Below are 19,697 nucleotides of genomic sequence, written 5' to 3'. Positions count from 1 at the left end.
CCCGTATCGCGCCGTCCGGGTCGCCCTTCCTCCTCTACCGGGCCGAACGGGACACGGGCGGAAGGGGGCGGTCCGCGCGCACGGCGCCGTCCCACTGCCAGGTCCCGAGCCGGGGCAGACCGGGCAGCGCGGCGCGGCCGGTGCACCAGAGCAGGGTGTCGGGGGCGGGGTGTCCGGCCGGGGCGCCGGGGAAGAGCCGGGCCAGCACGGCGGCGGCCGGGCCCTCGGACGGGGGCCGGGACCGGCCGAGTCCCCGGGTGATGTCGTAGGTGTGGAGGACGAGTTCGGCGATGCCCATCGCGGCGAAGCCGGTGGCGTCGGAGCGGCCCCAGGGGTGCCAGGCCCGGACGTCCCCGGGGGTGGAGCGGACGGTGGCGGCGAGGAGGGAGGAGGCGATGTGGAGCCCTTCCAGACAGGTGTCGACGGGAGCCGCGGGATCCAGCGAGGCGAAGAGGGTGATGTAGCGGTCGGCGGGGCGGGCGACGAGCAGCCCCGCGTAGCCGACCAGACCGAGGGCGAGATGGTCCAGGGTCTCCCGGCAGCTCAGATCGAGGCCGGCGGCGCGGCGGGTCCAGTCCTCGCCGGCCGTCGCGCGCAGTTCGTCCAGGCACGCGGCGGACGTGTCCGAGAGCAGTCCGGCCCAGGAGTCCCCGGCGGACGGCGGGCCGGTGCGCGCGGGCGCGGGTGTCGCGATCGCGGCCGCCGGCGCCGTACGGGCGAGTGCCGGTGTCGTGATCGCGGCCGCCGGCGCCGTGCCGGCGGATGCCGTGGGCGCGGCGGGCGCCGGTGTCGTACGCGCGGGCCTCGGCGCGGCGGGTGCGGGCGTCGTCGGGGCGGTCACGCGGTGGCCTTGCCGGGCTCGGTCGGGCGGGCGGCGTCGACGGAGGCGGCGGCGGGCCGGGGATCCTTGAGGACCTCGATCAGGCTCGCGTAGCTGTCGGAACCGTGGCCCGCGGCCTTCGCCCGTTCCATGGTGGACCGGAGCAGCTCCGGAAGGCGGTTGTCGAGGCCGCGGGCCGCCGCCGCGTGGATGAGATGGTCGATCGCGGTGATCTGGATGTCGACGGTGGCGTCGTCGCCGGGGTAGTGGCCGTCGTCCACCTGGCCCGCGTAGGTGGTGAGGAATCCGCTCACGGTGGCGAGCCAGCGGATCGCGAGGGGCGTGTAGTCGGCGGCCCGCACCCCCTCCGCTCCGACCAGGGCGGCGCCGTGCAGCCAGCCCGTCATGGTGGACCACATCAGCCCGAGCAGCGCGGTGTCGTAGAGGGAGGCGAGGCCCGCGCCCGCGCCGAGGTGCACCGGGTCGCCCAGGGCCGCCAGCGTCCGCCGGTGCGCCTCGAAGACCTCGGGCGCGCCGCTGTAGAGGATGGTCGTCGCGGGGTCGCCCACCCCGGGCGGGGTCGTCATGATCCCGCCGTCGAGATAGCCCGCGCCGTGCGCCCGGGCCCAGGCCTCGGCCTGCTCGGCCTGTTCCGGGCTGCCTGAGGTGAGGTTGACCAGGGTCCGTCCCGCCAGGGCCCCGGCCGCCGGGTCGAGAGCGGTGTGCAGGGCGTCGTGGTCGGTGACGCAGACGAGGACGAGGGAGGCGGCGGCGATCGCCTCCTCGGGGGTGGCGGCCACGGTCGCGCCGAGGCCGGCCGCCGGCCGGGCCCGCTCGGGCGAGCGGTTCCACACCGTGGTGGGGTGCCCCCGGTCGAGCAGGGCGGCGGCCAGCGCCGATCCCATCGAGCCCAGTCCTATGACGGTGACGGCGGGAAGGCCGGTGTTCATCTCGTGCTCCTTGTGCGTGGTGCGTCCGTGCGCGGTCGATGCGCGTACGGACCACGCTCGCAGCGGGCGGCGGAGCGGAACAGTGACAGCGGTGACACCCAGCACCAGATTCCTGCCATAGTCTGCGGGGCATGAGCGCTGGTTCCGTCGCCGTGGTCACCCCCTCCGACATCGGGTTCCCCTCGTGGGACCTCTACGAGTTGAGCATTCCGTGCACGGTCTTCGGGAAGCCGCAGCCCGATCTCGCGGATCCCTGGTACGACCTGCGGCTCTGCGGCACCGGCGCGTCGGTGGGCGAGGGCGGCGCCGGCGGTCTCGCGGTGCGGACCTCCCACGGGCTGGCGGATCTCGCGGGCGCGGACACGGTCATCGTGACCTCGGTGCCCGACGCCTGCGTCGAGGAGGACGCCCCCGTACCGCCGGAGTTGGTGACGGCGCTGCGGGAGGCGTACGACGCCGGGGCGCGGATGGTGTCGCTGTGCACCGGCGCGTTCGCGCTCGCGGAGGCGGGGCTGCTCGACGGCCGCCGGGCGACCGCGCACTGGATGCACACCGCGCAGCTGGCCGAGCGCTATCCGAAGGTGGAGGTCGACGACTCGGTGCTCTATGTGGACGACGGCGACGTCCTCACCAGCGCGGGTCTCACCGCGGGGCTGGACCTCTGTCTCCATCTGGTCCGCCGCGACCTGGGCGCGCGGGTCGCCAATCAGCTGGCGCGGCGGATGGTGGTGCCCGCCCACCGGCCCGGCGGCCAGGCGCAGTTCATCGAGTCGCCCGTGCCCGCGTCGGACGACGAGGGGCTCGGGCCGGTGCTGGAGTGGGCCCGGGAGCGGCTCTCCGATCCGCTGACCGTGGAGGATCTGGCCCGGCGCGCCGCGATGAGCCCCCGGACGTTCTACCGGCGGCTGCACGCGGCCACCGGGACGACGCCGTTGCAGTGGCTGCTCCAGCAGCGGCTGGGGCAGGCCCGGACGCTGCTGGAGGCCACCGCTCTGCCGGTGGAGAAGGTCGCTGAGCTGAGCGGTCTGGGCACCGCCAACAACCTCCGCCACCACTTCCTGCGGCACATCGGGGTCGCGCCCGGCGAGTACCGGCGGGCGTTTCCCCGGCGCTGACCGGTCCGCCCCCGGCCGGTCCGCGACCGGGGGCGAAGCGGCGCGGGGTCAGATCTCGACGGTGGCGCTCAGACGGGAGTCGTCGAGCGCGTGCGCGGCGTGGACCTCGTACGAACCGGTCCGCAGGGCCCACGCGTTCGCGTCCTCGTCCCAGGTCTCGAAGGCGCGGCGCGGCAGCGCGATCCGGACCTCGGCGCTCTCGCCCGGCGCGGCCTCGACGGAGGCGAATCCCGCCAGCCATCGGGACGGGCGCTCGATCTCGCCGGCGTCGAGCGGGGCGAGATAGATCTGCACGACCTCGCGTCCGGTCCGGGCGCCGGTGTTGCGGATCCGCACCGTGACGGCGTCGGCGCCCGCGTCCAGGGACTCGTACCGCCAGTCGGTGTAGCCGAGGCCGTGGCCGAAGGCGTACGCGGGCGTGATCCCGGCCCGGTCGTAGGCGCGGTGGCCGATGAACAGCCCCTCGGTGTAGGGCAGCCGGCCGTCGGTGGGGACGACCTCGGTGACGGGGGCGTCGGCGAGGGTCGTGGGCCAGCTGGTGGGGAGCCGGCCGCCGGGCTCCCGGGCGCCGAGCAGCACGTCGGCGAGGGCGGCCCCGCCCTCCTGGCCGGGGAACCAGCCGAGCAGTACGGCGGCGACGTCCTCGCGCCACGGCAGCTCCACCGGCGATCCGGCGTTGACGACCACGACGGTGTGCGGGTTGACGGCGGCGACCGCGCGCACCAGATCGTCCTGGCGGCCCGGCAGCCGCAGGTCGGTGCGGTCGAATCCCTCGGACTCGACCTGTTCGGTGGTGGCGACGACGACCACGGCGGCGTCGGCGGCGCGGGCCGCCTCGACCGCCTCGGCGATCAGCTCGTCGGCGTCCCGCCGGGGCTCGCCGTGGAGCAGGGTGAACACGATCGCGGGCAGCGGGCCGCCCACCGCGCGGTCGACGGTGTGCAGGAGGGAGACCTCGACCGGCTCGCCCCGGGTCAGCCGGGCACGGCCGCACTCGGCGGGCGCGCCGAAGATCGCCCCGAAGGGATCGGAGCCGGCCTCCAGCGCCTGCGCGCCGTCCCAGAGGACCTCGCCGTCGACGGTGAGCCGGAAGGAGCCGAGTCCCCGGGTGCCGAAGAGGTGCTCGCCGCTCTCGCGGGGGACGAGACGGCCGCGGACCTCGACGGAGTGCAGGGCCTCGTGGGTGACGCCGTCGGGGAGGTCGGTCCCGAGCCACTGGATGTGGCCGCCGGGCAGGCTGCCCTCGCCGAGGACGCGGCCGTTCGCGTCGCGGCAGAGCGCGGTGAGGGTGAAGCCCTTCTCCGCGGGGACGAGTTCGGGGCTGGGGTCGGCGCCGACGGCGTAGGTGAGGGCGGAGTCGGGCAGGGCGGCGGAGAGGCCGTCCAGCGGGGAGACGATCCGCTCGGGGAAGACGGTGGCCGAGCCGCCGCCGAGCACCCGGGCGTCGCGGGCGGCGGCGCCGATGAGGGCGATCCTCCGCACCCGGGCGGGGTCCACGGGCAGGGCGGCGCCCCGGCCGGGGACGGTCTCGTTGCGGACGAGGACGAAGCCGCGGTGCGCGATCTCGCGGGCGAGCGCCTGGCCGTCGATGCCGGCGGGCGGTTCGGGAACGGCCGGGCCCACCCCGTCGAGCGCCCCGACCCGGGCGGCGAGGCGCAGCACCCTGCGCACCGCCGCGTCGACGGCGGACTCCGGGATCTCCCCGGCGCGGACGGCGGCGGCGAGCGCGGGGCCGTAGACGGTCTGCGGGCCGGGCATGGCCACGTCGAGTCCGCCGGTGAGGGCTCCGGCGGTGGAGCGGGCGGCCAGCCAGTCGGAGACGATGAATCCGTCGAAGCCCCATTCGCCGCGCAGCACCTCGTTCTGGAGATGGCGGTGTTCGGTCATGGTGGAGCCGTTGACCTGGTTGTAGGCGGCCATGACGCCCCAGGGGCGGGCGGTTTCGACGATGGCCTCGAAGGGGGCCAGATACAGCTCGCGCAGGACGCGCGGGGCGATCAGATTGTCGACGGTGAGGCGGTCGGTCTCGGCGTCGTTGGCGACGAAGTGCTTGACCGTGGTGCCGACGCCGCCGTCCTGGACGCCGCGCACATAGCCGGCGCCGATCCGGCCGGTGAGACAGGGATCCTCCGAGTAACACTCGAAGTGGCGGCCGCCGAGCGGCGACCGGTGCAGATTGACGGTGGGGGCGAGCAGGACGTGCACGCCCTTGCGGCGGGCCTCCTGGGCGAGCAGCCGGCCGGCCCGGCGGGCCAGGTCCGGGTCCCAGGCGGCGGCGAGCGCGGTGGGCGAGGGCAGGGCGATCGAGGGATCGTCGGCGGTCCAGCGGGCGCCCCGGACGCCGATGGGGCCGTCCGACATGACCAGGGAGCGGAGGCCGATCTCGGGAAGGGCGGGGAGCGACCACATGTCCTGTCCGGCCAGCAGCCGGGTCTTGGCGTCGAGTTCGAGCGCGCCGAGGGCCGCCTCGACGGCGTCGGCGTAGTCGGGTGCGGGGACGTCGGCCATGGTCGTACCTCTTCCGGGAGGGAGGGAGAGCGGTCGTGGTCACCATGCTTACCCCGATGCCTGTAGATCGGTAGGCATTGTTATCTTTTCGTTATACAATGATGGCGTACGGTCCTCTCGACAGCAGTGCCGCGAGGAGGAAGGCAGACCGAGGGTGAAGGCCAGGGCCAGGAGCCAGGAGCGGCGGGCGGAGATCCTTCGCGCCGCTCTCGAAGTGATCGCCGAGCGCGGCTACCGGGGCGCGTCCCTGGGCGCGGTGGCCGAGCGGGTCGGTCTCACCCAGCAGGGCCTGCTGCACTACTTCCCCACCAAGGAGGCGCTCCTGGTGGCGGTCCTGGAGGAGCGCGACCAGTGGGACACCGCCGCCGCGGCCGCCCGCTCCCCCGACACCTGGCGGCTGGAGCTGCTCGCCTCGCTCGTCGAGTACAACGCCATGCGCGGCGGTGTGGTCCAGACGTTCTCGGCGCTGCTCGGCGAGAGCGTGACCGAGGACCATCCCGCGCGCGACTTCTTCACCGGCCGCTACGACCAGGTCCGCGCGCACATGACGGACGTGCTGCGCGCGGAGTTCGGCGAGGAGCTGGCGGGCGGGCTCACCCCCGAGCAGGCGGCCCCGCTGCTGACGGCGGTGATGGACGGCCTGCAGTACCAGTGGCTGCTGGACCCGGAGGCGGTCGACATGCCGGCCGCGTTCCGCGACTTCCTGACGCTGCTGGGGCCGCGCCGCTGACACCGGATGGGACGCGGCGCGGCGCGGGGGCTCGCGGGGTGTCGGTCCACCACCGCGACCGCGTCGGCGTGGGACGCTCGGTGCGCGCGGCGGCGGAGCACGGCCGGCGCGCCCCGACGCAGGAGGCCCGGTGGATGTCAGCACGTTCTACGCACTCTTCTCGGCCACCTGCTTCACGCTGGTCGGGCTCTGGTGGAACGTGGTGCAGAGCCATCCGGACTGGATGCGGACGCCCGCCCTGCGCCGGATCGTCGGCGGGATCTATCTGTCGTTTCTGCTGCCCGCGCTGATGGGTCTCTTCGCCCAGGTGGGAGGCGTCGAGACACCGGGCATCTGGCGGGCCAGCTTTGTGGTGATCTCCGTCGTCGGCGCCCTGTCGACCCTGCGGCTGCTGGGGCAGGGCTCACGGGACGCCGCCGCCTCCACCCTGATCCTGCCCCAGCTGGGGGCGGCGGTCGTCTATCTCCTGATCGCCGTCGTGGGGCTGGCGCCCGAACTGTCCGGCGCGGTGGGCCTGCGGCCGATCCAGGCCGAGGCGATTCTGCTGAGCCTCCTGGTGCTGCTCGGCCACGGTCTGGTGTGGCGGTTCATGGTCGGTTCGGGGCGGCCCGACGGGGCCGCCGCGTAGCCGCGCCGGGGCGGCTCAGGCCGATGAGGGCGGACCCCAGCGGGTGAGGTCGAAGGTGGGGTGCTGGGCCGCCGCGTTGGCGTCGCGCCAGATCCGCTGCATCGGGTCGCTGTCGTAGATCGCCCCTGATCCGGCCGCCTCGAAGACGGTGTTGACGATCCGCCGGCAGTCGGTCCCGGCCCAGGCGATGTCACGGCGGACGCCGGCCCGTTCGCGCGGGGTCCCGCCGGGCGTGTCCGAGGAGGCGAGCCGGTCCAGTCCGGCGAGGAGCAGCGCCTCGGCGGCGTCGGCCCGGGCGTACAGGGCGGGCACGTCCGCGCCCGCGGCGATCCGGCCGCGCTCCACCAGGGCGTCGAGCGCGGCCCGCGCCGAGCCGAGCAGGACTCCCGCGAGCGGGAGGGTGCCGACCGCGGTGAACGCCATCCGGAAGGCGGGCCCCGCGGGCCGGTCGTGCCCATCGCGCCCGTCGTGCCCGGAGGAGCAGGCCGGGTCGAGCCCGGCGAGCGGAAGGACCCGGTGGGCGGGGACGACGGTCTCGGCGACGGTGAAGGAGCGGCTGCCGGTGGCCCGCAGTCCGCTGGTGTGCCAGTCGTCCACCGGCGCGGTCTCGTCCACCGGGATCAGCATGACGTGGGGCTCCGGGTCCGCGCCGGGCTCCGGCGGGGCCGCGATCCCGGCGAGGATCCATCGCGCGTGGTCGATCCCGCTGCAGAACCGGCCCCGCATATCACGCAGGAGATATCCCTCGGCCACCCGCCGCGCGGGCGGTCCGGCGACCCGCAGCTGGAGCGCCGTCCGGGACCCCGGCACGGCGAGGACCTCCGCCCGGGCCGGCTGCGGCAGTTGGGCGACGGCCCAGGTGTTGCCGCCGAGGACGGCGCGCAGCCAGCCGGTCGAGGCGCAGCCCCGGGACAGCTCGGCGGTGGTGAGCAGGGCGGTGTCGAAGCCGAGGCCGAGCCCTCCCCACGCGCGCGGGGTCAGTACGTCGAAGAGGCGGGCCTCGTCGAGCAGCCGGACGGTGTCGGCGTGGACGGCGCGCTTCCGTTCGGCGTCCCCGGCCCGTTCGGCGAGCAGCGGTACGAGGGCGCGCGCGGCGGCGACGGCCTCGGCGCGGCCCGGCGACGGTCGGTGACCGTCGGCGGGCGGTCGCGCGGTCGCGGTGCGGGGCTGGTGGGAGGTGTACGTCATCGGGGGCCCGCCTCCGTTCTGTCGTCGTGGCGTCGGGGGTGCGGGGAGCGGCGGGGCTCCGCTGCGGCGGCGCCGGTCCTCTCGGCGCGGTCCGTAGTCCGAGGAGCGGCGCGGGCAGCGGTCCGGGCGGTGCGCCCGGGGCCGGTGCGGGGCGTCGCGGGGGAACGGGCGGGCCGGTTCGACCCGGTGAAGGTAAGGGTACCCATACACAGATTGGATCCGATCTCTGCGCACACGTCAAGCGGGACGGCCCTCGGGAGGGCCGGGGGCTTCGGACGTCAGGGGCCCCGGGCGGCCCGGTACGCGCCGGTGCGAGTGCGGCGGCCGGCCCGGCGGGTGACGGATACTGATGCCCATGCCGCCTCGCACTCCTCACCCGCCCGGCAAGAACTCCACGGTCGAGCGGCGGGTCTTCGACCTGCTCAACGCCGAGATCCTCGATCTGCGCCTGGAGCCGGGGGCCCATATCGTCACCGAGACCGTGGCGGAGAGCCTGGGCGTCTCCCGGCTGCCGGTCCGTGAGGCGCTGCGCAGCCTGGCGGGGCGCGGGCTGGTCGAACTCCATCCGCACCGGGGGGCCTTCATCCCCCGGCTGGGCCCGGAGGATCTGGACCGGATCGTCGAGACCGTGGAGGCGCGGGCCAGGCTGGAGCCGTGGGCGGCGGAGCTGGCGGCCGCGCGGCACGGCCCGGAGCGGCTCGGGGAGCTGGACGCTTCGCTCGCCCAGGGACGGGAGGCGCTGCGGAACGGCAACCGTCCGGCGGCCAACCGGGCGCACCGCGCCTTTCTGCGGACGCTGACCCTGATGTCCGGGCACGCCACGCTGATCGAGGTGCTGGAGCCGCTCCAGTACCGCACGATGCTGGCGTTCGCCTCCGTGATGATGACGGCGGAGCCCCGGGGGTGGGACTCCCATCAGCTGGTGCGGGACGCGATCGCCGGGCGGGACGGGGCGGCCGCGAGCGCGGAGACGCGGCGTCATCTGGACGAGGTGCTGGAGGCCCTGCGGCTGCCCGGCAATGTGGTGGCCCCGCCCGGACACCGGCGGGGCAAGGCCGCCGGGGCCCGTACTCCGGGACGGCGCAGGGTGGCCTCGCTGCGGCTCGCGGCCGGGTCGGAGCGGGAGTCCCGGGCGGACTGAGGCGGACCGAGGCGGCGACGGACGGGCCGACGGGCGGCCCGGTCGTCGCCGTCGGCCCGGGCACGGGTCGAACACCGACGCCGGCGCCGCTCGCCGGCGCGGGCTCCGTCGCGCGCCCGGGCCGGGCCCCGGGCGCACGGCGGGGCGCGGTCAGAGGCGGCGGCCCCGGACCCCGAGGTCGAGCCCGTCCGCCGAGGTGTGGCCGGAGAAGACGCCCTTCGCCCAGGTGTGCGCGAGAAGACGGAACCGCCGGGCGCGGCCGGGCAGCGGGACGGTGAGGTCCAGGATGTGCGGGCGGCTGCGGTTCGGGCCGCCCACGGCGGGGAGGACCTGCCCGTCGCCCGTGGTGTAGGCGGCCGAGAAGGGGTGGGCCGAGGCGATGTCCAGCGTGCCGCGCACCCCGTCGTGGCTCATCTCCCAGACGCCCGCCCAGTCCGGGGCGGTGAAGCCCTGGGCCGGTTCGCCGGGGAGGGGCGAGCGGCTGAGGCCGAGGCCGAACGGGATGCCGTTCCAGGTGGTCCACCCGGCGGCGCTGCCGGGGTCGCCGGCGAAGACATAGGCCCGGAACTCCCGCCCCGCGCGGGCGGTTCCGGCGGGGGCCGGGCCCGGCAGGTCGGCGATCCAGAAGTGCAGGCCCGAGCCGTGCTGCGTGGTGACGCCGTGGACCCGGTAGCCCTGTCCGCCCCGGTAGTAGTCGCCGATGGCGACGGGGTCGCTCCGTCCGGCGTCCGGGTCGGCGGTGCGGCGGACGAGCAGATCGCCGCGCCAGCCGTCGTGGTCCATCCGCCAGCGGCCGGTCCAGGGGCAGTTCTCCTCCGGAGCGGTGTCGGGGGCCTCGGCGCCCGGGCCGCGGCGGCCCCCGGAGGCGGGCCGTTCGGCGGCTTCGGGGCCGGGTCGGGCTTCGGCGGGATGCTCGAATCGCAGGGGCCGCGGCATCGCGCCGTCCTCCGGTCGGTGGGGCACGGTCGCCCGGGCGGCGCGCGTGCGCGCGGGGCCCGGGCGTGGGGCCGGGGTCAGGAGAACAGCACGGAGCGGAGCTTCAGCCGGTCGGTCGCCCGCTCGCCGTGCGGACGCAGCGCCCAGACCTCGCCGGTGCAGTCGGGGTTGGTGTACACCAGCGCCAGGGAGTCGGTCTCGTTGTGCGGGGCGAAGGCGGGGGCGGAGGAGTCCGGGTCGGCGGCCTCGGGCAGGGTGACGCACGCCCGGCTCGCCGGGTCGTGGACCGTGGCGCGCTGGGGACGGCCGTCCAGCCCGATGAATCCGTACGAGAAATCCCCCGTCGCCGCGGCGGCCGTGCCGGGCTGGGAGAGCAGGAGGACGAGGGAGACGAGGACTCCGGCGGCGGCGGTACGACGGCGCATGGGCTCACTTTCGGGGCGGGTGGTGCCGAGGTGGCGGGATCGATCTCAGCGTAGTCGTCACCCTGTGCGGTCAAACGATTCTGCACAGTCACCGGAAAGCGTGGTTTACGCCTGTCCCGGCCCACCCGGGCCCGACTCGCCCGTCCGGGCCCGGCCCGACCCGCTCCCGCCCGTCCCCCATCACACGCACCCGCCTCGCCCACCCAGGCCCGCCCCCGCCCGGGCCGCGAGCCCCGCCCGGGCCGGGCACGACGGCTCCCCCGGCCCCCCGGGTCCGGCGGCCGGCCGCCGGACCCGGGACGCGCGTGGCTCAGCCGTCGCCCTCCTGTCCCACGTACGCGCGCAGATGCCGGGCCGTCAGCGTCTCGCCGGAGGAGACCAGTTCGGCGGGCGTGCCGGTGAAGACCACCCGGCCGCCGTCGTGGCCGCCGCCCGGGCCCAGGTCGATCAGCCAGTCCGCGTGCGCCATCACGGCCTGGTGGTGCTCGATGACGACGACCGTGTTGCCCTCGTCCACCATCCGGTCCAGCAGCGCGAGCAGCTTGTCCACATCGGCCATGTGCAGTCCGGTGGTCGGCTCGTCGAGAATGTAGGTCGAGGACTTCTCGGCCATGTGGATGGCGAGCTTCAGCCGCTGGCGCTCGCCGCCGGAGAGGGTGTTCAGCGGCTGGCCCAGCCGGAGGTAGCCGAGCCCGACGTCGGCGAGCCGGGCGAGGATGGTGTGCGCCTGGCCGGTGGGGAAGAAGTCGTACGCCTCGGCGACCGACATCCCCAGGACCTCGCTGATGTTCTTGCCGCGCAGCAGATGGGTGAGCACCTCGGGCGTGAACCGCTTGCCCTCGCACCGCTCGCACCGCGAGGCCACCCCGGCCATCATCGCGAGGTCGGTGTAGACGAGCCCGATCCCGTTGCAGTGGGGGCAGGCGCCCTCGGAGTTGGCGCTGAAGAGCGCGGCCTTGACGCCGTTGGCCTTGGCGAAGGCGGTGCGGATCGGATTGAGCAGCCCGGTGTAGGTGGCCGGGTTGGAGCGGCGGGAGCCCCGGATCGGGGACTGGTCGGCGACGACCACGCCCTCGCGGTCGGCGAGATGGCCGTGGATCAGCGAACTCTTGCCGGAACCGGCGACTCCGGTGACCACCGTGAGCACTCCGACGGGGATGTCGACGCTGACGTCCTTGAGGTTGTGCAGATCGGCGTCCTTGATGGAGAGCTGGCCCCGGGGGCTGCGCACCCGCTCGCGCAGCCGGGCCCGGTGCTCCAGATGGCGTCCGGTGAGCGTGCCGGAGGCGCGGAGCCCGGCGACGTCCCCGCTGAAGCAGATCTCGCCGCCGTTCTCGCCCGCGCCGGGACCGAGGTCGACCACATGGTCGGCGATGGCGATCACCTCGGGCTTGTGCTCGACCACGAGCACGGTGTTGCCCTTGTCCCGCAGCAGGAGCAGCAGTTCGTTCATGCGCTGGATGTCGTGCGGGTGCAGACCGATGGTGGGCTCGTCGAAGATGTAGGTCACATCGGTGAGGCTGGAGCCCAGGTGCCGCACCATCTTCACGCGCTGGGCCTCGCCGCCGGAGAGGGTGGAGGCGGGCCGGTCGAGGCTGAGGTAGCCGAGCCCGATCTCGACCAGGGACTCCAGGAGGTGGCGGAGGCTGTCGAGGAGCGGGCCGACCGCGGGGTCGTCGATCGCGCGTATGAAGGCGGCCAGGTCGCTGATCTGCATGGCCGAGCACTCGGCGATGTTGACGCCGTCGATGCGGGAGGAGAGGGCGGCTCGGGTGAGCCGGGTGCCCTCGCACTCGGGGCAGCGGGTGAAGACGACGGCGCGGTCGACGAAGGCCCGGATGTGCGGCTGGAGCGCCTCGCGGTCCTTGACGAGCCAGGTGCGGCGGAGCTTGGCGACGAGCCCTTCGTAGGTGAGGTTGTTGCTGCCGACCCTGACCTTGACCGGGGCCTTGTGGAGGAAGTCGTCCCACTCCTGGTCGGTGAAGTCCCCGAGCCTGCGGTCGGGGTCGTAGAAGCCGGAGCCGGCCATGACCGACCAGGGCCAGGAGTCCACCGCGTAACCGGGGACGACGATCGCGCCCTCGTTCAGCGACTTGTCCCGGTCCACCAGCCGGTCGACGTCGATCTCGGAGACCTGGCCGAGGCCCTCGCAGTGGGGGCACATGCCCTCGGGCACATTGAAGCTGAAGGCTCCCGAGGTGCCGATGTGCGGGGTTCCCAGCCGGCTGAAGATGATCCTCAGCATGGTGTAGGCGTCGGTCGCGGTGCCGACCGTGGAGCGGGAGTTGGCGCCCATCCGCTCCTGGTCGACGACGATCGCGGCGCTCAGATTGTGGAGTTTGTCGACGTCGGGGCGGCCCAGGCTGGGCATGAAGGACTGGATGAAGGCGGTGTAGGTCTCGTTGATCAGCCGTTGGGACTCGGCGGCGACGGTCCCGAAGACCAGGCTCGACTTGCCGGAGCCGGAGACTCCGGTGAAGACCGTGAGACGGCGTTTGGGCAGGTCGACATCGACGTTCCGGAGATTGTTCTCGCGGGCTCCCCGGACCTCGATCACGGTGTGGCCGTCCGCCGCGGTCGACTGCTGGTCAGGTTCGACAGAGGTCATTCGAATATCCTTTTTCATTAGTTCCCGCTGGTCGTGCTGTTCCTCGGGCGCTCGGGGCGGGGCAGGTGCGACGTGCGGCGCGACCTGGGCCGATCCGCCGGCCGCCGTTCCCGCCCGGCCCGGCCGCCCTCCCCCTCGGGGGGAAATGGTCCAGACCTATTGACGTGCTGGTCTAGTCCTTTTAATCTCTGCGTCACCTCCGCGGATCCGGTTCCGGGCGTGCGCACACCCGGAATCCAACACGCTTCACCCCCACACATGTTGAGCAAGGCCGATCGCCCCCCGCGCCCCTTTCGGGGCGACGGGCCCCCCACCAGGAGGATCCGACCGTGCTGTCCCCCACCCGTACACGGGCATCGCTGCTCTCAGCGGGCGCGGCCGTCGCCGCGCTGCTGGCCGGCGCGCTCTCGCCCGGCGTCGCACAGGCGGCTCCCGCCCCCGCGGCGCCGGCCGCGCCGACGACTCCCCACGAGTCGTGTCGGCCCGACGGCCTGTACACCACTCCGGGCGTCGACGTCCCGTACTGCTCGGTCTACGACGCCGAGGGCCGCGAGAAGATGGGCGCGGACCATCAGCGCCGTATCATCGGCTACTTCGCCAACTGGCGTACCGGCAAGGACGGCAGGCCAGCGTACCTGGCCTCCGACATTCCTTGGAACAAGATCACGCACATCAACTACGCCTTCGCGGCGGTCGACTCCGCCAACAGGATCACCGTTGGCACGGACGGCCCGGACAACCCCAACACCGGGATGACCTTCCCCGGCGTGCCGGGCGCGGAGATGGACCCGTCGCTGCCGTACAAGGGTCACTTCAACCAGCTGACGAAGTTCAAGAAGCAGCACCCTGACGTCAAGACGCTGATCTCGGTCGGCGGCTGGTCGGACACCGGCGGTTACAACGACGACGCCGGCAACCGGGTGAACTCGGGCGGCTTCTACTCGATGACCACGAACGCCGACGGCTCGGTGAACCAGGCCGGCATCGACACCTTCGCCGACTCGGCCGTGGCGTTCATCAAGAAGTACGGCTTCAGCGGCGTCGACATCGACTACGAGTACCCCACGACGATGAAGGACGCCGGCAATCCGCTGGACTGGCAGCTCGCCAACGGGCGCCGCGCCGGTCTGGTCAAGAGCTACGCCGTGCTGATGAAGACCCTGCGCGAGAAGCTGGACCGCGCGAGCGCCGCCGACGGCAAGCACTACCTGCTGACCGTGGCCGCCCCGTCCTCCGGCTATCTGCTGCGCGGCATGGAGACCTTCCAGGTCCAGAAGTACCTGGACTACGTCAACATCATGTCGTACGACCTGCACGGCACCTGGAACGAGCACGTCGGGCCGAACGCCGCCCTCTTCGACGACGGCAAGGACTCCGAGCTGGCCGGGGCGGGCGTGTACTCCACCGCCCAGTACGGCGGAATCGGCTACCTCAACACCGACTGGGCGTACCACTACTTCCGCGGTTCGATGCCCTCCGGCCGTATCAACGTCGGCCTGCCGTACTACTCGCGCGGCTGGAAGAACGTCCAGGGCGGCACCGACGGTCTGTGGGGCAAGGCGGCCTCGACCACCTGCCCGGCCGGACAGAACCTGACGAAGTGCGGTGACGGCGCGGTCGGCATCGACAACGTCTGGCACGAGAAGGACACCACGGGCAAGGAGGCCCCGGCGGGCTTCAACCCGATGTGGCACGCGAAGAACCTGGAGAAGGGGATCGTCGGCGACTACGTCACCAAGTTCGGCATCCCCGCCGACACCAAGCTGACCGGCTCCTACGTCCGCAAGTACGACTCGACGCTGGTCGCGCCGTGGCTGTGGAACGCGCAGAAGAAGGTCTTCCTCTCCACCGAGGACGAGCAGTCCATCGGCGTCAAGGCCGACTACGTGGTGGACAAGGGCATCGGCGGCACGATGATCTGGGAGCTGGCGGGCGACTACAGCTGGAACGCCGCCAAGGGCCAGTACGAGCCCGGTGACACGCTCACCGACCTGATGTACCAGAAGTACAAGACCGCCACCCCGTACGGCAACAAGAAGTCGGGCATCGCGCTGCCGACCGAGGCGATCAAGGTGGACGTCGAGCTGGGGCAGTTCGCCCTGGGCGACTCGAACTACCCGATCAGCCCCAAGCTGAAGATCACCAACAACACCAAGGCGACCCTGCCCGGTTCCACGGAGTTCCAGTTCGACTACGCGACCTCCGCTCCCGGCAACGCCAAGGACCAGTCCGGCTTCGGCGCCACGGTCATCCGCAGCGACCACACCGGCAACAACAACATCGGCGGCCTCAAGGGCGACTTCCACCGGGTCTCGCTGAAGCTCCCGGCCTGGCAGACGCTGGCCCCCGGCGCCTCCGTCGAGCTGGACTTCGTCTACTACTCGCCGACCTCGACCCCGTCCAACTGGACGGTCACCTTCGGCGGCAAGTCGTACGCGGTCGCCGGCGACCTGGCGCGCGGTGTGAAGATCGTCGAGCCGAGCGGTGACTCGGGCGGCCCCGGCGGTCCGGGCGGCGCCTGCACCGCTCCGGCGTGGACCGCGACGGGCGAGTACGGCACCAATGTGACCGTCTCCCACAAGTCGCGCAACTACAAGGCCAAGTGGTGGACGAAGGGCGACGAGCCCGGCACCACCGGCCAGTGGGGCGTCTGGCAGGACCTGGGCGCCTGCTGATCCGGCCCCTCGCAGATCCCGAAGGCCCCCGGCGGCGGCGTCCCTGACCCAGCCTCCGCCGGGGGCCTTCGGCACGACGGCGGCCGGGGCACGGCGGCCGGACCGGAACCGGCGGAGCCCCGCCGTCCGCCCTTCTCGGGGCGGACGGCGGGGCTCCGGTCCGTTCGCCGGCCGTCGGCCGACGGGTGCGGGCCGTCGTGGCCGATCAGCGGCGCTCGCGCACCGTGACCACCTTCAGCTCCGGCGAGGCGAGGATGTCCTTCTCGCAGAACCGCGGCGTCACCCACTTCTCCCGGGACATCAGCCGGGTCTGGTCGCTGGAGTGCGGGGACAGCACGTTGGAGGACTGTCCGTACGTCAGCAGGGTCCGGGCCACCGGGCACCGCGAGCCGTCCCAGGTGACCGCCTGGATGTGGCTGGAGCCGTGGACCATCTCCGTGTATCCGCCGCCCGCCGGGTTCCAGACCCCGACCATCATGTTCCACACCCCGAGCTGGTGCGGGCCGCCGTGCACGGGGATCCGCGTCCCGCCGCGCTCGACGAAGTGGTGCTCGCCCCAGGGGGCGTCCAGCGCCGCGCCCATGGCGCGCAGCTCCTGCACGGCGTCCGCCAGGGCCTTCGCCAGGGCGGGCGTGTCCGTGTCGAGCGCGCGCGGGGTGCCGACGGGGTCGGCGGGCGAGAACGGGACCTTCCACAGCTCCTGTGCCGGAACCCGCCTCAGCCGCTCCCACAGCCGCTGGAAGAGGAGCGCTCCCCGGCTGTCCGCGTCGACCGTCCGGTCCCATCGCTCCAGCACACCGCAGGCGGCGGAGACGTCGACGGACGTCCCGTCCGTGGCGACCGCCCGCCCGCCGGGCAGCGCCGCGCAGGCGCGGGCCGCGCCGGCGGCCGCGTGGTCGCCGGCCGGGACGCGGTTGGCGAACTGGAGCCGCTGGACGTCCTCGACGGTGAGCCGGCCGCGGGCGGCCATCGCCGACACGTCCTCGACGCCGCCCCGGGTGCGCAGCGAGCGGGTGGTGTCGATGTCGCCGAAGATCCGCTGGTAGCCCCGCAGCGGCCGGTCGGCGTTGGCGAGCCAGGCGCTGTCGTTGGAGTTGACGGCGTACGGCGCGTTCTTCAGCGTCGGCATGTTCTTCGGGCCGAAGGTGCCGGGCTGGAGGGCGTCGCGGTCGGTGCCGGGCGCGCACTCGGTGCGCGAGCCGTCGAGCACGGCGAGACCGGCGCCCGGGTAGGTGGCGCGTCCCAGCTCGGTGGAGCAGCGCTCGAAGAGGGAGTCGGTGATCCTGGGGAGCACCTGGGACTGGGTGAAGAGGCTGCCGCCCCGGGAGTCGGCGGCGACGGTGTTCACCCAGGGCAGGCCCTGGGTGCGGCGGAGTCCCGCGAGGAGTCCGGCGGTGCTGCGCGCCTTGCCGAAGGCGAGCGAGGTGTCGAAGAAGCGCATGTGGGCGGCGTTGGGGTCGCCGATGGCGTGGGCCCGCTCGGCGGTCCAGGGCAGCGGCAGCCCCCGGCCGAGTCCGGTGACGACCGGTCCGTACCGGGTCCACCACTGGGTACGGGTGACGGGAGAGCCGTCCTTGACCCGGACGGTGACGGTCCGCTTCTTCATCCGCTCGCGTTCGCCGTCGACCAGGTAGACCGTGGGGTCCTTCGGGTCGAGCTTCAGCTCGTGGAGGTTCATCGGGGTGCCGGTGGAGACGGTGTGGCTCCAGGCGACGCGGTCGTTGTAGCCGATGTTGACGACCGGCGAGCCGAGCAGCGAGCCGCCGGCCACGTTGAGTTCGCCGGGGATGGTCTGCTGGGACTGCCAGAAGCGGCGGCCGCCCTGCCAGGGGTAGTGCGGGTTGCCCAGCAGCAGTCCGCGGCCGTTCGCGGTGGTGTCGCCGTTGAAGGCCACCGCGTTGGAGCCCATGGTGCCGCGGGCGCGGTCGAAGAGTTCCCGCGCGCCCCGGGCTGCCTCGTCCGGGTCGGCGGCCGCGCCGCGCGCGGAGCGGGCGCGGTCGCCGGACGGCGGCGTGGCGGCGACGATGCCGTCGGTGGCCATCACCTGTCCGGCGGTCGCGGTCACCGCGTGGGAGAGCAGGACCAGGTCGTCGACGGTGACCGGGCGCACCCAGGACTCGCCCCGGCAGGCGGGGTCGTCGATCTCGTTCTGGGCGAGCCAGGCGTTGTAGCCCCTGGCCCAGCCGCGGAGCAGGTCCTTCACCTCGCGGCCGGGTCCGCGCGGGGCGGGCTCGGCGAAGAGCTTCTGGGCCGTGCGGGTGTTCCGCAGCCCCTGGAAGTAGAGGTCGCTGGTGAGGTTGTCCTTGCCCCCGGAGAGGGCGGCCTCGGGTTCCGCCTCGGCTCCGAAGTGGCGGGAGCGGTCGGCGCGCAGGGTGACGAAGCCGTCCGCGAGGACGCACACCTGGTCGGCTGCCTGGGCCCAGCCCGAGCCGAAGCCGAGGTCGGTGTAGTCGTCCGCGGTGATGTGCGGGATGCCGTACTCGGTGTAGCGGATGGTGGCGGAGAGCGAGCCGGATCTCGCCACGGACACCCGGTCGCCGGAACGGCCGTCGGTGGCGGCGGCCGTGGGCGCGAGGGTCGCCGCGGTGGTCGTCAGAGCGATGGCGGCGATGGCGAGGGTACGGATTCGGCCGCCTCGGCGCAGTCTTCCCGAAGGGGCCCCGGAGGGCGTACGGAAGAGCAAAAGGTCTCCCAACTCAGTGCTGAGCACGGGTGGTTGCGGGCCCCGGTGACGCGGGGCCCACAACAACCCATCAGGAGTCAATTCTCTTTGTCAAGGACGGAACTCGGCGGCCCTGATCTGCGTCTTCACAGTGGCTTCGCCGCGCCTTCCCTCGGCTTCCGCGGCGCGTTCCGGACCCCGTGACGAGCGGGTGGGGACGCCTCGGCCGCGGCGGCCGGTCGGCGGAGTCCGTGGCGGGTGTGGGCCCCGCCGGGTGCGGGGCCCACGCCCCGGGCCGCCGTCAGGCGGGCCGGTGCTCCCAGCCGCGCGCGGTCCGGGTGAGGTGGCGGAAGCCGTGCCGGGCGAGCCCGGCGATCTCCTCGGTCTCGTCGTCGGTCGCGTAGGAGAGGAGCCGGTCGCAGCCGCAGAGGGTCAGCCACTGGCGGGCCTCGCCGAGGAGCCGGCCGAGGAGTTCGGGGTGGGGGTCGTCGGGCAGTTCGAGATCGGCGATGTCGGCGATGCCGCCGGAGCGGGCGTGCCGTTCGGGCCGTTCGAGGTTGGTGTCGAGTTCGATGTGGGCGACGGGCTCGCCGTCGAGCCGGGCGGTGAGGCGGGTGCCGAGTTCGCCGAGGGTGCGGTGGAAGGTCAGTCCCGGCAGCGGTGCGGCCGCGGGGGCGGGCAGTTCGGCGACGGAGGCGATCAGCAGCGTCTCGACGTGCCCGGTGTGGACGAATCCGGCGCGCTCCAGGGACGCGCGCACATGGGGCCACTGCTCGGGGACGCCGTAGACGCCGGGGGCGGGCAGCTGCCCGTCGGTGAGGCGGGCGCGGACGTGCCAGCGGGTGAGCTGGGCCAGGCAGGCGGTGAGCAGCAGATCGGCGGGGTCTTCGGCGGCGGCGCCGTCCGGCCGGGGGAAGTGGACGAACCAGGCGATGTGCCCGGTGTCCCGGTAGTCCTCGCCGACGTCCGGGTCGTTGCGGTACCGCAGCAGATGGGCGGCGGCGACGATCTGCCGCTCGTGCTCGGCGACGAGGGTGGCGCGCTCGGCGACCCACGGGTCGGTGACGTACTCCTCCGGGCAGCGCTCCAGGCTGCTGAGGACGGTGTTGACCGAGACGGTCACGCCGGGAACGACGGCGGCGGCGTGCGCGTTGACGAGAACGGTGAGCTGATCGCGGTCTTCGCGGTGGAAGGGGCGCACACTCGGGGATGCGGACATGGCTGGGCCTCCGTGGATCTACGGTGGGGAGGGGCCGCCATGAGGTGCGGTACGCGGATGACCTTAGCATTCCCTCATCGGGGCGCTCGCCC

Annotated in this window: 14 protein-coding genes; 5 read left to right on the top strand and 9 right to left on the bottom strand. The window is 73.7% G+C overall.

Going from position 1 to position 19,697, the window contains the following annotated elements; translation table 11 throughout:
• Positions 1-34: 34 nt before the first annotated feature.
• Together ACF089_RS07365 and ACF089_RS07360 are read right to left on the bottom strand one after the other, a co-directional pair.
• The gene (locus ACF089_RS07365; RefSeq protein WP_392023046.1) at positions 35-841 is read right to left on the bottom strand and encodes a hypothetical protein; all 807 of its coding nucleotides are present in this window, start codon (positions 839-841) and stop codon (positions 35-37) included.
• Positions 838-1,770, bottom strand: a complete 933-nt coding sequence (locus tag ACF089_RS07360) for an NAD(P)-dependent oxidoreductase (RefSeq protein ID WP_392023044.1) — start codon at positions 1,768-1,770, stop codon at positions 838-840. The genes ACF089_RS07365 and ACF089_RS07360 overlap by 4 nt, the downstream gene beginning before the upstream one ends.
• Before the next feature lie 131 nt (positions 1,771-1,901).
• On the opposite strand from ACF089_RS07360, the gene ACF089_RS07355 reads away from it, so the two are divergent.
• On the top strand, positions 1,902-2,885 hold the full coding sequence (locus ACF089_RS07355) for a GlxA family transcriptional regulator (RefSeq protein WP_392023043.1): 984 nt from the start codon (positions 1,902-1,904) through the stop codon (positions 2,883-2,885).
• A 48-nt stretch (positions 2,886-2,933) separates the two neighbouring features.
• Here ACF089_RS07355 and ACF089_RS07350 read toward each other — a convergent pair whose 3' ends face one another.
• Complete coding sequence (locus tag ACF089_RS07350; RefSeq protein ID WP_392023041.1) at positions 2,934-5,393, bottom strand: beta-glucosidase; 2,460 nt, start codon at positions 5,391-5,393, stop codon at positions 2,934-2,936.
• 154 nt (positions 5,394-5,547) lie between these two features.
• On the opposite strand from ACF089_RS07350, the gene ACF089_RS07345 reads away from it, so the two are divergent.
• Together ACF089_RS07345 and ACF089_RS07340 are read left to right on the top strand one after the other, a co-directional pair.
• A complete protein-coding gene (locus ACF089_RS07345) occupies positions 5,548-6,123 on the top strand; it encodes a TetR/AcrR family transcriptional regulator (RefSeq protein WP_392023039.1) in 576 nt (191 codons plus the stop codon).
• Between the two features lie 130 nt (positions 6,124-6,253).
• A complete protein-coding gene (locus ACF089_RS07340; protein ID WP_392023037.1) occupies positions 6,254-6,751 on the top strand; it encodes a hypothetical protein in 498 nt (165 codons plus the stop codon).
• 15 nt (positions 6,752-6,766) lie between these two features.
• Here the strand turns inward: ACF089_RS07340 and ACF089_RS07335 are convergent, their stop codons facing one another.
• Positions 6,767-7,939: an acyl-CoA dehydrogenase family protein gene (locus ACF089_RS07335; protein WP_392023035.1), complete on the bottom strand. Its 1,173-nt coding sequence runs from the start codon at positions 7,937-7,939 to the stop codon at positions 6,767-6,769.
• A gap of 355 nt (positions 7,940-8,294) precedes the next feature.
• Here ACF089_RS07335 and ACF089_RS07330 point away from each other — a divergent pair, with 355 nt between their 5' ends.
• On the top strand, positions 8,295-9,080 hold the full coding sequence (locus tag ACF089_RS07330; protein WP_392023032.1) for a GntR family transcriptional regulator: 786 nt from the start codon (positions 8,295-8,297) through the stop codon (positions 9,078-9,080).
• Between the two features lie 150 nt (positions 9,081-9,230).
• Here ACF089_RS07330 and ACF089_RS07325 read toward each other — a convergent pair whose 3' ends face one another.
• The 3 genes from ACF089_RS07325 to ACF089_RS07315 all read right to left on the bottom strand — a co-directional run bounded on the left by ACF089_RS07325 (position 9,231) and on the right by ACF089_RS07315 (position 13,049).
• Positions 9,231-10,016 carry a hypothetical protein gene (locus ACF089_RS07325; RefSeq protein ID WP_392023029.1) on the bottom strand — a complete coding sequence of 262 codons (786 nt, stop codon included), beginning with the start codon at positions 10,014-10,016 and terminating at the stop codon, positions 9,231-9,233.
• A gap of 77 nt (positions 10,017-10,093) precedes the next feature.
• Positions 10,094-10,441, bottom strand: coding sequence for a hypothetical protein (locus ACF089_RS07320; RefSeq protein ID WP_392023026.1), 348 nt, complete (start codon positions 10,439-10,441; stop codon positions 10,094-10,096).
• A 310-nt stretch (positions 10,442-10,751) separates the two neighbouring features.
• On the bottom strand, positions 10,752-13,049 hold the full coding sequence (locus ACF089_RS07315) for an ATP-binding cassette domain-containing protein (protein WP_392023023.1): 2,298 nt from the start codon (positions 13,047-13,049) through the stop codon (positions 10,752-10,754).
• Between the two features lie 329 nt (positions 13,050-13,378).
• Here ACF089_RS07315 and ACF089_RS07310 point away from each other — a divergent pair, with 329 nt between their 5' ends.
• Positions 13,379-15,724: a chitinase C-terminal domain-containing protein gene (locus ACF089_RS07310; protein WP_392023020.1), complete on the top strand. Its 2,346-nt coding sequence runs from the start codon at positions 13,379-13,381 to the stop codon at positions 15,722-15,724.
• A gap of 205 nt (positions 15,725-15,929) precedes the next feature.
• On the opposite strand, the gene ACF089_RS07305 is transcribed toward ACF089_RS07310, so the two are convergent.
• Together ACF089_RS07305 and ACF089_RS07300 are read right to left on the bottom strand one after the other, a co-directional pair.
• Positions 15,930-18,407 carry a penicillin acylase family protein gene (locus tag ACF089_RS07305; RefSeq protein WP_392023018.1) on the bottom strand — a complete coding sequence of 826 codons (2,478 nt, stop codon included), beginning with the start codon at positions 18,405-18,407 and terminating at the stop codon, positions 15,930-15,932.
• 280 nt (positions 18,408-18,687) lie between these two features.
• On the bottom strand, positions 18,688-19,605 hold the full coding sequence (locus ACF089_RS07300) for an N-acetyltransferase (protein ID WP_392023016.1): 918 nt from the start codon (positions 19,603-19,605) through the stop codon (positions 18,688-18,690).
• Positions 19,606-19,697: the final 92 nt, after the last annotated feature.

Origin of the sequence: Streptomyces sp. NPDC014894, from assembly GCF_043080985.1 — a bacterium.
Classification (GTDB): domain Bacteria; phylum Actinomycetota; class Actinomycetes; order Streptomycetales; family Streptomycetaceae; genus Streptomyces.
The sequence above is the reverse complement of the archived record's forward strand: the minus strand, read 5'-3'. Positions and strand labels throughout refer to the sequence as shown.

Bases quoted from the DNA above. Each gene is read 5' to 3' on its own strand.
- ACF089_RS07325 (WP_392023029.1), bottom strand. From the start codon at position 10,016: ATGCCGCGGCCCCTGCGATTCGAGCATCCCGCCGAAGCCCGACCCGGC.
- ACF089_RS07320 (WP_392023026.1), bottom strand. From the start codon at position 10,441: ATGCGCCGTCGTACCGCCGCCGCCGGAGTCCTCGTCTCCCTCGTCCTC.
- ACF089_RS07350 (WP_392023041.1), bottom strand. From the start codon at position 5,393: ATGGCCGACGTCCCCGCACCCGACTACGCCGACGCCGTCGAGGCGGCC.
- ACF089_RS07335 (WP_392023035.1), bottom strand. From the start codon at position 7,939: ATGACGTACACCTCCCACCAGCCCCGCACCGCGACCGCGCGACCGCCC.
- ACF089_RS07300 (WP_392023016.1), bottom strand. From the start codon at position 19,605: ATGTCCGCATCCCCGAGTGTGCGCCCCTTCCACCGCGAAGACCGCGAT.
- ACF089_RS07355 (WP_392023043.1), top strand. From the start codon at position 1,902: ATGAGCGCTGGTTCCGTCGCCGTGGTCACCCCCTCCGACATCGGGTTC.
- ACF089_RS07315 (WP_392023023.1), bottom strand. From the start codon at position 13,049: ATGACCTCTGTCGAACCTGACCAGCAGTCGACCGCGGCGGACGGCCAC.
- ACF089_RS07330 (WP_392023032.1), top strand. From the start codon at position 8,295: ATGCCGCCTCGCACTCCTCACCCGCCCGGCAAGAACTCCACGGTCGAG.
- ACF089_RS07360 (WP_392023044.1), bottom strand. From the start codon at position 1,770: ATGAACACCGGCCTTCCCGCCGTCACCGTCATAGGACTGGGCTCGATG.